The sequence below is a fragment of the Rossellomorea sp. ABR4_004 genome, from assembly GCF_056159585.1.
Window position 1 is genome coordinate 37,493 of record NZ_JBSWVM010000005.1, and the last position, 12,077, is coordinate 49,569.

General features: G+C 44.6%; 12 protein-coding genes and 2 other annotated features (1 of these 14 cut by a window edge). Of the genes, 1 reads left to right on the plus strand and 11 read right to left on the minus strand.

Annotated features, from left to right (window positions below; translation table 11 throughout):
* Window positions 1-165, minus strand: a binding site (T-box leader); it reaches 40 nt to the left of the window's first position.
* A gap of 46 nt (window positions 166-211) precedes the next feature.
* From ACXAF2_RS20950 to ACXAF2_RS20990, 9 genes are all read right to left on the minus strand, one after another.
* Window positions 212-1,237, minus strand: a complete 1,026-nt coding sequence (locus tag ACXAF2_RS20950; protein WP_475141565.1) for a hypothetical protein — start codon at window positions 1,235-1,237, stop codon at window positions 212-214.
* A gap of 24 nt (window positions 1,238-1,261) precedes the next feature.
* Window positions 1,262-2,485 (minus strand): MFS transporter, encoded by a 1,224-nt coding sequence (locus tag ACXAF2_RS20955; RefSeq protein WP_475141567.1) that lies wholly within the window; start codon window positions 2,483-2,485, stop codon window positions 1,262-1,264.
* Window positions 2,486-2,547: 62 nt separating this feature from the next.
* Window positions 2,548-2,797 (minus strand) — a binding site (T-box leader).
* 309 nt (window positions 2,798-3,106) lie between these two features.
* Entirely contained in the window at window positions 3,107-3,307 is a 201-nt protein-coding gene (locus tag ACXAF2_RS20960) for a hypothetical protein (RefSeq protein WP_113968695.1), read from the minus strand.
* Between the two features lie 347 nt (window positions 3,308-3,654).
* The gene (locus ACXAF2_RS20965; protein ID WP_475141569.1) at window positions 3,655-5,103 is read right to left on the minus strand and encodes a carbon starvation CstA family protein; all 1,449 of its coding nucleotides are present in this window, start codon (window positions 5,101-5,103) and stop codon (window positions 3,655-3,657) included.
* Between the two features lie 262 nt (window positions 5,104-5,365).
* A complete protein-coding gene (locus tag ACXAF2_RS20970) occupies window positions 5,366-6,088 on the minus strand; it encodes a LytR/AlgR family response regulator transcription factor (RefSeq protein ID WP_475141571.1) in 723 nt (240 codons plus the stop codon).
* On the minus strand, window positions 6,085-7,824 hold the full coding sequence (locus ACXAF2_RS20975) for a LytS/YhcK type 5TM receptor domain-containing protein (RefSeq protein ID WP_475141572.1): 1,740 nt from the start codon (window positions 7,822-7,824) through the stop codon (window positions 6,085-6,087). Before ACXAF2_RS20975 ends, ACXAF2_RS20970 begins: the two co-directional genes overlap by 4 nt.
* 116 nt (window positions 7,825-7,940) lie before the next feature.
* Window positions 7,941-8,783 carry a YihY/virulence factor BrkB family protein gene (locus ACXAF2_RS20980; protein WP_475141574.1) on the minus strand — a complete coding sequence of 281 codons (843 nt, stop codon included), beginning with the start codon at window positions 8,781-8,783 and terminating at the stop codon, window positions 7,941-7,943.
* A gap of 17 nt (window positions 8,784-8,800) precedes the next feature.
* Complete coding sequence (locus tag ACXAF2_RS20985; RefSeq protein WP_324746734.1) at window positions 8,801-9,220, minus strand: hypothetical protein; 420 nt, start codon at window positions 9,218-9,220, stop codon at window positions 8,801-8,803.
* Window positions 9,207-9,701 carry a low molecular weight protein-tyrosine-phosphatase gene (locus tag ACXAF2_RS20990; RefSeq protein ID WP_475141575.1) on the minus strand — a complete coding sequence of 165 codons (495 nt, stop codon included), beginning with the start codon at window positions 9,699-9,701 and terminating at the stop codon, window positions 9,207-9,209. The genes ACXAF2_RS20985 and ACXAF2_RS20990 overlap by 14 nt, the downstream gene beginning before the upstream one ends.
* A 166-nt stretch (window positions 9,702-9,867) precedes the next feature.
* Between ACXAF2_RS20990 and ACXAF2_RS20995 the strand changes: the two genes are divergently transcribed.
* Window positions 9,868-10,089 carry a DUF1128 domain-containing protein gene (locus tag ACXAF2_RS20995; RefSeq protein WP_475141577.1) on the plus strand — a complete coding sequence of 74 codons (222 nt, stop codon included), beginning with the start codon at window positions 9,868-9,870 and terminating at the stop codon, window positions 10,087-10,089.
* A gap of 71 nt (window positions 10,090-10,160) precedes the next feature.
* On the opposite strand, the gene ACXAF2_RS21000 is transcribed toward ACXAF2_RS20995, so the two are convergent.
* Window positions 10,161-10,676, minus strand: coding sequence for a type 1 glutamine amidotransferase domain-containing protein (locus ACXAF2_RS21000; protein WP_427597917.1), 516 nt, complete (start codon window positions 10,674-10,676; stop codon window positions 10,161-10,163).
* Between the two features lie 67 nt (window positions 10,677-10,743).
* A complete protein-coding gene (locus ACXAF2_RS21005; protein WP_475141579.1) occupies window positions 10,744-12,060 on the minus strand; it encodes a lysine N(6)-hydroxylase/L-ornithine N(5)-oxygenase family protein in 1,317 nt (438 codons plus the stop codon).
* Window positions 12,061-12,077: the final 17 nt, after the last annotated feature.

Genomic DNA, 12,077 nt, shown 5'->3' on the forward strand with positions numbered 1-12,077 from the left:
AAAGCTTTACACTCATTCCATGATAACGGTATCGGACCGCTGATATCTTCATTCGATACAGAACTTAGAGGCAGGTTCAAAGGTTCATCCATAGGAGCTTTTCACCAAACCGCTCCCTCTCTGAAAAGACAAGATCCCTTTACTGATCCTCGGCAATGTTTCAGTTATTTTAAATGATTATATATAGATATCCAGGGGCTGTCAATATTTGTTACAGAGAATAAATCCTCTCCATCTCCCGACTGAAGAAATCATTCCCATTCCTCTCATCAAAATCCCCTGCTATCTCTTCCGCGATCTCACTCATCACATCAATGGCAAATCCCGGACGATGACCGGCTTCAACAAGCTTACGGTGAAGAACAATTGCACTCATATAAAAGTAAAACATCCCATAAGGATCCTTCCCACTATCCGCATACTCAATGTGACGCTCCATTACTTTGATTCCCCTGACTGGTTCCGTTAAAGCCAGAAACCTGATATGTTCAGAAGCTTCGACTAGAAAGTGCGGCTTATCATATATAAAAAAGTATCCTTCTGACTGATAGCGTGAGGCTTCCTCCACCCGGCCATCTTCATAATAAGGCAAAAGGAGCTTACTATAGGTCAAGTGGGGAATTTCACCACAGGTCACTTCTTTTGATAATAAAAGCATCTCAATGGGTCTGGCTTTTTCCTTTTCCCCGGTAAAATAAAAATACTCTAGCTGTGTCTGATATTCACAGGCTTCACAGTCTGAAAGTGTATCCCTTTCAGCTGTTATCCACATTTGATAATACTCTTCAGCTTCCTCTACATTACCTGTTTTTAACGCACGTTTATGCTGATGCTGATAAAAGGGACGCAGACTGTAGCCATAACGGTCATACGCTTCTTGAAAGTCACTGAAAAAGGCATCCAACAGTTCCGTGTCGATGCCGGGCATCTTCACCAGATGCTCCGCCATCCATTTATAGATCCAGAAGAAGCTTTCCACCCAATCCTGCAGGCTCTCTTCATTATCTAAAAAGAAGCCGTTGCACCACTCGAAATGATCGAATAATTCCTCATACTCCCCAAGATAGTTGACGGTCCTCATGATCCCGAACCTGCAGCAAAACTCCTTATAGAGGTCCTTTTCTTTCTGCGCAATGGATAACAGATCCTCTAAACCGTCCCACTTCCCATAACTTGCTTCTTCCCGGCCCATCAACTCTTCCCACCGGTCCCAGTATTGATCAGCCGTCATCTTCATCCACTGACCCCCTTTGTATCTTTTTTATTTATTATAACATTCAGAATTACGTCTTAACTGTTTTACCCAAGAATTCCTGGTAGAGCCTATATATAAAATCACCGTGACCCCAAGCATGATCATCGAACCCGCAATCACAACAAAACGAATCGACACCAACTCGGCTCCCACTCCAATAAGCACCGTAGAAAGGATGACCAATACCCCTTCCAGCAATCCATACATACTGGCTACCCGCCCCATGATCTCGGCAGGAATATGTTCTTGATAAAAGGTTTCAAACCCTGTCGTCGCAAAGGCCAACGCGAAGGATAAAACAGCGAACCCGATCGCCGCTAATAAGAAACCTTCTGAGAAAGAATAAATCAGATATCCTCCGGAAACGAGCAGAGAACCAATTCCCATAAGATGCATGTGATGGAGCTTATGGGAAAGGGACGCGTTCAGGATCGACCCCAATACAAATCCTCCCCCTGCAATGCTTACAAGATATCCATATGTGCTGTTCGAAAGGTGCAATACCTCTTTAGAAAATGCGGCCTCAAGGGAATCGAGCGCTGCCGTCATCACGAGCAGGATGCTGAACAAGACGTAAAGAACCATCACATAAGTAGCGCGCCTGCTGAATCTCCACACCATCCGCCAATCCTCTTTGATGACTTCCCATTTGGTATCACCTGTATCAACGGGGACTCCATCCTCAAGCTTCGGTAGAAAGAGGGTAATCACTCCTGATAAAAAGAGGGCCAGTGCATTCATATAAAGGGCAAACGTCGGTGTTCCCATCATGAACATCAATCCTGCAATTCCCGGTCCAATGAGAAACGCACCCGATCCGATCAGCCCCCGGAGAGCATTGAAGCGCTGTCTGTTCCCCCGCGGGATGAAGGTCGTGATGTAGGCCATGGACGCCGGATAAAACATCGCGCTTCCCATATTGATGAGCAACACAACGACATACACCCACCAACTCGACGAAAGAAAAGGCAGTACCGCAATCAACACCCCTCTGAAAAAATCAAGCCCTGCCATCAGATTCCGCCTGTTGACCCGGTCAATCAAGCTTCCCGCCCAGCCATTTGTCAAAAGAGCCGCCACAGGCTTCAATACATATAAAATCACCACGGCCAGAGGTGATCCCCACTCGTCTAACACAATCAAATTTAGGGCGATTAAATAAATCCACCCTCCTACATTCGAAATCCCGATGCCTGCCAGCAGCAATAAAGGATACTTCCACTTTCTCATTGGTTATTCCTCCCCGCGATATGTTTTGTGAAACAAAAAAATCCCACCCCCAAGACGTTGATCTTGGGGGCGAGATTATCTATCGCGGTGCCACCCCAGTTCGTTAATATGTCGCCATACTAACCTTTTCAGGTACGGCCAACCGGCTTATACCCTAGCTCGATAACGGGAGCTCCCGTCACACCATCCCCAGACCCGGTTCCGATGCGCTGCTCAGAGTCTTGTTTCAATACCGTGCCTCTTACTCCTTTTCAGCTTCCGGAGCTCTCTGTAAAGATTTCAGATATCTACTCTTCTCTTCTTGGCATTAAATTGAAATTTTTATTATGATAGCATGATTCAGGAAGGAAGTAAATGGAATATTTACATTTTGAGCCTTTGTTTCAAAATATATTTTCTTACCCGGTTTTTTGTTTGATGATGAGGTGGGCTTTGGATTTATCAACCGTGCCATTTTCCAGTTTATCTGACGAATTCCTCCTATATCTGCCATTTTACACACTTCGTCAAATTTCGCGCTGCACCCGAACGCTGCCCCCCGAGCCCAACCGTACAGCCTCACCAGAAAGACCATCCAAAATAAAAAAAGAGCACTCCCCAATTTCCGAGCGCTCTCCCCCATTAGCTCCCCATCTTACGACGAGTATTGCTAGGCTTCTTCGTTTGTTGACTTTGCATGCGTTGATTCGATGCTAAACCGCCTGTTGCTTGCTTGCCGCCTGCCTGTGCTTCTTTTTTCTTTGCCAGCTGCTGCTTCATCGCTTCCTGCAGGCTGATTTTTTTCTTTTCTGGCTGTATTTGCTGATCATTATTATTCGACATAATGGAATCTCCTTTTGAGACTACTAAATTTTTGAAACTACCTCTATTATAATACATCCTTCACCAGAAAACATCTTGAGTTCCAAATAAAAAAGCCAATCCGTAAAGGATTGGCCGTCATGTTCTAGTGGTATCCATTCTGCCCGTTAGCAGAACCGGATGTTTTCTGTTTCGGTTTGTGCTTGCCGTTTTGCTTTGTACCGCCGTCTTTTTTCGTTTTCTTTGTCATTCTGAATCACTCCTAATAGTTAGTCGTCATCAAGAAAACTTGTGGTTTTTGAACCATTCTTATTTTGTACAAATAAAGAAAAGAGTCTCCCGGTAATTACCGGAAAACTCTTTTCTAATCAAGCTGCTGATTGAGGAACGTCTTCGTCCACTTGAATGACAGTCCCATCGTTTAAGCGCTTTCGTAATGTGTAAATAAATGCTAATATTGCGGCGATGGTTACGACTGTTGCTCCCATATACGCTGTGCTCATTGATAAACCGAAGCCGATCGGAGCACTCAGGATATACGTGAATGTCACCATCGTCATGAAGATCGCTGGAATCGTTGCGACCCAGTGAGGTTTCTTTTGCAGCGCCAGATACATGGCACCTACCCAAAGGGCGATCATAGCTGTCGATTGGTTCGCCCAAGAGAAATATCTCCATAACAAGTTGAAGTCGATTCGTGTCAATACGACCGAGATTACGAACAATGGAATCGCAATCCAGAGTCTGCTGGACATTTTGACTTGTCCTACTTTGATATAGTCAGCAATGATCATACGCGCACTTCGGAATGATGTATCACCAGACGTGATTGGAAGAATGATCACTCCAAGGATGGCGAGTGTTCCACCGATTGATCCAAGCATAAGGATCGATACTTCACTTACAACCGCTGCAGGTCCGCCTTCTTGAAGGATGGCATTCAGTTCACCCGGCTGGAATAAGCTCATGGCAGCTGCTGCCCAGATCATCGCGATGATTGCTTCTAGAATCATCATACCGTAGAAAATTTTGCGTCCGTTCTTTTCATTTTGCGTCGTTCTTGAAATGATTGGTGATTGTGTGGCATGGAAGCCTGAAAGTGCCCCACAAGAAATCGTCAAGAATAATAATGGGAAAATCGCTACTGATTCAGGATGCATATTTGTTAAGCTGATTTCAGGAATATCCGCCCCGGTAATCACTAATCCCGCTCCGATACCAACTGCACTCACTACAAGCAGGGCCCCGAAAAGTGGATATACTTTACCGATGATTTTATCAATTGGTAATAGGGTTGCGACAATATAATATATAAAAATTGCAGCGATAATGACACCAAGTGAAATCCAAGCAGGCGTCAGATTCGCGATCAATGCTGCAGGTGCTGTAACGAAAACCGTCCCCACCAGTACGAGTAATAAAATCGAGAATGCGTTCACCACATGCTTCATCGTCTTACCAAGGAATCGTCCTGCAAGCTCCGGTAAATGAGCTCCACCGTTACGGATCGATATCATTCCCGTTAAGTAATCATGAACCGCTCCGGCAAAAATCGCTCCGAGTACGATCCAAAGGAAGGCGACCGGCCCATAAAGCGCTCCCATGATCGGACCGAAAATGGGTCCTACACCCGCGATATTCAACAGTTGGATCATGGAATTCTTACCTGTTTTCATCGGTACATAATCCACTCCATCCGCCTTCGCATAAGCAGGAGTCGAACGACTTTCATTGATTCCAAAAATCTTTTCAATTAATTTTCCATATGTGAAATAACCGATAATTAATACAACAATCGAGACCAGAAATGTAACCATGCTTATGATCCCCTTTCGCTCATTTATGAATACGCTTTCATTATAGCAAGCTTATTCACCGTTTCGTCACATTCTGTTCAAGATGTTGCAAATTGGGTTTGAAATGTTCTGAGCGGGGGTTAATGTGCAGAAAAAAAGATGGTGCCTGTTACAGATGAGCAGTTTGGTCCAGGCACAAAAAGTCAAAATTTTTCCAGGTGCAATGATCGGTATATGTACCAGGTACAAATCCTCTACCTTGTACCTGGTACAAACCGTAAACCTACAACTCCAACCGCTCCCTCAATTCCTTCACATAATTCCTGCTCACCGGAATCGCCTCATCCGCTCCATGAACCTTCAACTGAAACACGCCGCTTCCCCACGGGATGAGCTCCTCCACGAAGGGCAGCTGAACGAGGTAGCTTTTATGAACCCGGAAAAATGGATATGTACTGAGCTTCGATTCCAATTCCTTAATCGGCAAGCGGCACGTATACTTCTTCTTCTCCGTACAAATAAAGGTTTCCCGCTCTTCACGGGATATATATAGAATGTCCTTCGGGCTGATGAAGACAATTTTGTCTTCATCCTGAACCGCAAGTTTTCCCATCGACGGGCTCTCACTTTGCTCTTTCACTCCCACTTTCAAAAGATTCTTCAACCGCTCCATCGTTTGCCCGAGCTGATCTTCTTCAAATGGTTTCAATAAATAGTCAACGGCTTCCACACGGAACGCTTTTAGGGCATAATCGGGATACGCAGTGGCAAAGACGATCTCCGGTTTGTGCTTCATATTTTGAAGGGCTTCCGCTAAGTCGACTCCGCTCATCCCCGGCATTTCAATATCAAGAAATAAGACATCGGGTTCTTTTGTTAAAATGATTTCCAATCCCTTTTCAGCAGAACTCGCTTCTCCGATTACTTCCACCCATGAATAACCGCTTAAGAGATGCTTCATTTCTTCCCGGCTATAGGGCTCATCATCAATAATGGCAACTTTCATCCTTTCTCACTCCTTACAGTAAATTCAATGGTGGTCCCGTTTCCTATTGATGAAGTGATCGATAGACCTGATTCTTTCCCCATCATCATTTCCAATCGTTTGTTCACGTTATAGAGGCCGATTCCTGTACCGGACTGTGATTCCACCGGCTCCTGCAAGAGCTTATCCACTCTCTCTTCATCGATCCCGGCACCGTTATCCTCAATACGGACAGTCACCTCATCACCATTCGAATCAATTGAAATCTTTAACACAAACCCTTCTTCTACATTCTTCATCCCATGCTTAATCGCATTTTCAACAAGAGGCTGAAGGGTAATCGAAGGGACTTTCGCCTTCAAGGCATCTTGATCAATCTCATACACCACTTCCAGCCTGTCAAAGAATCGTGCTTCTTCAATGGCGAGATATGCCTTTACATGCTGTCCTTCTTCTTTAAGAGTCGAAGTGGATTTCGTGCTTCCTGTCAGATTCTGACGCACAAATTGAGAGAGTGAAATCAGCAGGGTCCTCGCCTTATCGGGATTGATCCTCGTCAACGACACAATGACGTTGATGGTATTGAACAAGAAATGTGGATTGATCTGTGCCTGCAGCGCCTTTACTTCCGACTCTTTCGCAAGCTCTTTATGAGTATCGATTTCAGCCAGTTCCAGCTGATGGCTAAGCAGGGTCGCGATTCCCTTCGTTAATTCCATCAGGATCGGCGAGATTTCTTTTTCCGAATGAAAATAGAATTTAAGTGTTCCGACAATTTCATCCCCTTTTAAAAGGGGCGCCATGATCGCCGCTCCCAATGGACATCCATTCCGGTCGCATTGAATATCCCCTCTTCCCACCTTCATGAGCTCTCCCGTCTCGATGACCCGTTTCGTCGCTTCGGTTTGAATCGGGCGCCCTTGTTGGTGATGATCCGAGGCCAGACCGACATGAGCGAGGATGTGGGAAGTGTTCGTGATGGAAACCGCCAGGGCGTTTACATCTCTCATCAAGATTTCACACGTTGCCTGAGCAGATGCTGCATTCAACCCCTTTCTCATATATTTCACCGTGCTATCAGCCAAGCGCAAGGCTTTTTGGGATTGAACCGCTCCCATTCGCTCTTCCTCATAAAAAACACTTTTAATGATCAGCAGAAAAATCCCGGTACCGACTCCGTTTGCTAGGATCATCGGCCATCCGATATCGGCAACGAGTAAATATGCATCATCAAACGGCTTCGATAATAGAAGAATGAGAAGCATCTGCATCCCTTCTGCAACAAAACCAACCAAAAATGCTTTTTGAGGGGAAACAAGCCGGTTCTTCTTTTCCCGCTTCCCAATCCATCCTGCCAGTAATCCTGCTAACACCGTTGAAATCCCGCAGGAGAATGCCGTGAAGCCTCCAAGAAAATACCGGTGAACTCCAGCGACCAACCCAGCTCCAAGTCCGATCCATGGACCACCCAGTAACCCGGCGACCACGACTCCGATCACCCTGGAGTTAGCAATCGCTTCGTTCTGCTGAAGATGCCACTGCCATTTTGTATACTCTTCTTGAAACGGACTCACGATCAATCCCGTATATGTACCAACAATCCCGAAGAAACCAAACAGGATGATAAGGAGCAGTGTCTGGGTCTTCTTCACATGGGTCCGCTTCTCGATTAAATGACGGAAGAAGCTGATCCTCGTCATCACAAAGGCAATCGTCACAATGATACCAAGCCTCTCCACCATTGCAGCTATCAGCATGGGGACCACCTCTCTTTCCTATCTGCATAAAAAAAGAAGACCTACTAAACGTTATGTTTAATAGAATCTTCCCCTACTTGAACCTGTACTATGTCCGGGGAGTGATTTCCCCTATTTTAACACGAATCTTTATCTTTAATCGTGACCAATGCATTGATTTCCCCGCCGATCATAATGATGATTCCGGTTAAGTAGAACCAGATCATGAGGACGATGATCCCTCCTATGCTGCCGTATGTGGCGGAATAATTCCCAAAGCTTCCGACGTAATAAGAAAAGGCCAAGGATGCGAGTACCCAGCCAAGCGTCGCAAAGATCGCCCCCGGGAACGCACTTAAGCATTTGATCCGTTTACTTGGAGCAAAGAAATACAACCCAACGAAAATAATAAACAGGATGATGGGACTGATCGCCCAGCGAATCCCGTTCCATACCGTTAAAAATTGCTCAGAAAATCCGAATTGAGAAAATAATAAAAGACCGATCTGTTTCCCGAACACCGGAAGTAAAAGAGCTATGACAAATACGAGAATCATGGCTAGTGTCAATAGAATAGACATGAGACGTGTCGCGATGAATGATCTTGTTTCCTCTACATCATAGGCACGATTTAAACTTTTCACGATGGCATTCATCCCATTGGAAGCCGACCAGATCGTGGCGATGATACTGACAGACAGTAAACCGGAATTCCGGTTCGACATGACGTCCTGTAGCGTTTCCTCGATCATGGACATCGTTTCCCCTGGTGCAAAATCCCTGACCAGACCCAATATGTCCCCCTGCTCCACAGGAAGGTATGGCAAGAGTGTTACGATAAAAATCAGCAGTGGAAAGAGCGATAAAAGAAAGTAATAGGCAATTTGCGCGGCTAGACCCGTTACATCATTCGCACTAATATTTGAGAATAGACTTTTAGAAAATCCTTTCCATCCTCCTTTGATCGTCTCATCCGACATGTTCTCACCTCGTTTCGTTAATACCCTTTAAATGAAGACGCAATAGGTTGGCTCTCTTCATCCTGAGTTGTTAGTTCATTTGATGTTTCCCTATCTGAAAACGTATCTTTGTAAGCTTCTGAAGAGTCTTCAAAGGTCTCCTTCGTCTCCTCGATGATTTCTTTCACCTGTGGGGTCATCCCTTTGATTTCATCTACCTTTTCACTGATGAATTGAATATCCCTGCTGACCTGATCAGCTGTCGTACGTAATTTCTCATACACTTCCTTCGATGACTCGACCAGTCTTTGAGGATTTTTTGAGTACGTTGAAAGATAATTCCCACTGTTCTTTAAAGAGGTCCCCATTTCCTGACGGGTCGTTCTATCCAAGAGGGAAAGAAGACCTCCTGCCACGGCCCCTAACAAAACCCCTTTGAAAAATTTATTGCTTCCCATATGTATTACCCTCCTTCAATTGATTGTCTTTTTTTATTTTTTCTAATAATAGGCTGCAGCCCGACTCCACTAGATCATACACTTCTTGAAAATTCCCCGTGAAGTACGGATCCGGAACATCTTTCTCCCGGCTTTCTTCCACCAGGTCCAGGAGCTTGAACACCTTTTCGTGATGATCACGATCAAGAACCTTCTTCATATTTTGTTCATTCGAAGCGTCCATGGCCACGATGTAATCATATTTTTTATCTTCACCATGAAATTGTCGTGCGAGCAAGCCATCACTCTTTATATTATTTTCTCTAAGAATGGCTAAAGTTCCTTCATGAGGTTTCTTCCCTACATGCCAACCTCCCGTGCCTGCAGAGTCAATCTCAATCACGCCACCCAGATTCTCTTCTTTCACCTTTGCCCTGAATATCGCCTCCGCCATAGGGGACCGGCAAATATTTCCCAAACATACAAACAACACAGATACCATGAACGTGCCTCTCCTAACGTTTTAGCTTACCTACTCATTTCCCATTCCTTAATAGTGTAAAACATTCTCCGGAAAAAATCCTTCTCAAGTGGAAGTTATGTTGACAGGGTGGACGAATCATGGAAAGATAAATGTAATCAATGCACGTCAGAAAGGAAGATCCCTAATGGATTTATCACAAAACACAACGGAAAATATCGAATTCATGGTAACAGCCATTAAAGAAAAATTGAAAATAGTCAATGCCGGTGCCGTAAAGCCTGAAGATTTCAATGAAGCAATGTATGAAGATCTTCATGACCTTTATATAATGGTGGATCGCAAGGACAGATTCAGCCCGAGTGAAATGACTGCGATCATCGAAGAGATGGGTAACCTGCGAAAATAATATGTAAAAAAGGGGACATTCCCACAAAGGTACAAAATACCTTGGGGAATGTCCCCTTTCATTTACTTGTCCTATTTCGAAAGAAGCGCCAGTGATTCACGGTTGAATGCCGGAAGATCATCCGGTGTCCTGCTTGTCACAAGCTGGTTGCCGCAAACGACCACTTCTTTATCCTCGTACGTCACACCTGCATATTCCATATCAACCTTGATGGACTTGAAGCCTGTCGCTTTTCGTCCTTCCAGTGCTTTTGCCGTGATTAGTAATTGTGGGCCGTGGCAAATAGCGAATACCGGTTTCTTCTCATCCATGAAATGCTTCGTGAATTTCACGAAACGGTCATCTGCACGCAGCTGATCCGGAGAGAATCCCCCTGGTAATAATAGTGCATCAAAGTCTGCAGGATTGACGCTATCGATGCTTTCATCGATCTTCACCGTTGCATCGCCCTGCTTCCCTTTCACTGATTTTCCTTTTTCTTTTTCAATCGTCACAACTTCGTGACCCGCTTCTTTAAACGCTTTTTCAGGATCTGTAAATTCTACGTCTTCAAACATGTCTGTGATTAACGTTGCTATTTTAGCCATAAAATTGAAACACTCCTAGTTATCGTTGTTTTTTTATCACACTTGTACATTACCCTCCATGAGAAAATCAAAACCCTTTTTTATCCATCGTGAATTGAGAAAAAATCGTATTCCGCTGCACTTCATATACATCCTCACCTACGATGTCATTAATGATTTGAATATTTCGATCAACTGCCAATCCCAGGTTCGTGGCCCCGGCACCGTGAGAATGCTCCAGATTCGTCACTGTGTAGAAATGATGATCACGATCCGGGTTCTCTCTAAATTCCAGCTTATAATGCCGGGAGACTTTATACTTCTTGTCATCTTCCCAGACGATTTTGTCCTCGAACTCATCGAAGAACCATTTGGGGATATTCGGCTTATAACCCGTGGCTAAAATCACTTTATCCGTTTGGTATGAGAAGTCACCATCCTCCTGCCATTGTCGGCAATTCAGAACGTATTGATCCTCCTCTTTCCGGATCTTATTCACTTCCGTCAAGGGCTGGATCGTAATGTCCGGCGAGCTATCACTGACAGAATGGTTATAAAGGATGTTGTAAATATTATTGAGTGTATCCGGATCAATCCCGTTTCTGAGCTGATCCAACGTTTCTAATGCCTCCACCCGCTTCTCATACGTGAGTCCATGAAAATAATCTACATAATCAGGGGCAAAGAACTCCTGTCCCAGCTTCGACGACTCGAGCTGCAAAATCCCTTCGGACCGAGTCAGCCATGTCAGCTGATAAGAATGATCCTTCTGTTCTTTTAAAAGGTCAAAAAACACTTCAGCAGCACTTTGCCCGGACCCGACAATCGTAATCGATGACCCTTCCATCGTCGTATTTTTATGGAATAGATATTTACTCGTATGATGGACGTCTCCATCTGGCAGACCATCCATTCCGTCTAAAATCAACGGCTTGCTCCCCGTCCCCATCACCACATGCTTCGCATAATAGATCTCACGCTCGTCGGTCAACCGGTTATCGATCAACACCTTAAAGTGATCACCTTCATCCGTGACCCCGATCACTTCACTATGAAACTGACAGCTGCTAAGCTGACTGACCACCCAACGGGCATAATCATTGTACTCCTGCCTCGGCATTTCAAATTTTTGAAAAAAGAAAAATTTATATAAACGATTATGGGTATGTAAATAATTTAAATAACTGTACCGGCTTTGTGGATTCGCAAACGTCACCAAATCCGCAATAAATGGAACCTGCAGATCCGTCAGATTAATCAACATCCCCGGATGCCACTGAAACTCCGGTGTCTGATCGAAAAACTTCACCTTCAAATCCGTTTTTTCCTCCATCAACGCCGCCAAACTTAAATTGTACGGCCCGATCCCAATACCGATACAATCATATACATCGTGTCTACTCAATTGGCTCTCCTCCACAT

What these genes read in the sequence shown, in the direction of transcription:
- ACXAF2_RS20970 (WP_475141571.1), bottom strand. Translation starts at nt 6,088, where the DNA reads ATGAAAGTTGCCATTATTGATGATGAGCCCTATAGCCGGGAAGAAATG.
- ACXAF2_RS20960 (WP_113968695.1), bottom strand. Translation starts at nt 3,307, where the DNA reads ATGTCGAATAATAATGATCAGCAAATACAGCCAGAAAAGAAAAAAATC.
- ACXAF2_RS20990 (WP_475141575.1), bottom strand. Translation starts at nt 9,701, where the DNA reads ATGGTATCTGTGTTGTTTGTATGTTTGGGAAATATTTGCCGGTCCCCT.
- ACXAF2_RS20980 (WP_475141574.1), bottom strand. Translation starts at nt 8,783, where the DNA reads ATGTCGGATGAGACGATCAAAGGAGGATGGAAAGGATTTTCTAAAAGT.
- ACXAF2_RS20975 (WP_475141572.1), bottom strand. Translation starts at nt 7,824, where the DNA reads ATGCTGATAGCTGCAATGGTGGAGAGGCTTGGTATCATTGTGACGATT.
- ACXAF2_RS20950 (WP_475141565.1), bottom strand. Translation starts at nt 1,237, where the DNA reads ATGAAGATGACGGCTGATCAATACTGGGACCGGTGGGAAGAGTTGATG.
- ACXAF2_RS21000 (WP_427597917.1), bottom strand. Translation starts at nt 10,676, where the DNA reads ATGGCTAAAATAGCAACGTTAATCACAGACATGTTTGAAGACGTAGAA.
- ACXAF2_RS20955 (WP_475141567.1), bottom strand. Translation starts at nt 2,485, where the DNA reads ATGAGAAAGTGGAAGTATCCTTTATTGCTGCTGGCAGGCATCGGGATT.
- ACXAF2_RS20985 (WP_324746734.1), bottom strand. Translation starts at nt 9,220, where the DNA reads ATGGGAAGCAATAAATTTTTCAAAGGGGTTTTGTTAGGGGCCGTGGCA.
- ACXAF2_RS20995 (WP_475141577.1), top strand. Translation starts at nt 9,868, where the DNA reads ATGGATTTATCACAAAACACAACGGAAAATATCGAATTCATGGTAACA.
- ACXAF2_RS20965 (WP_475141569.1), bottom strand. Translation starts at nt 5,103, where the DNA reads ATGGTTACATTTCTGGTCTCGATTGTTGTATTAATTATCGGTTATTTC.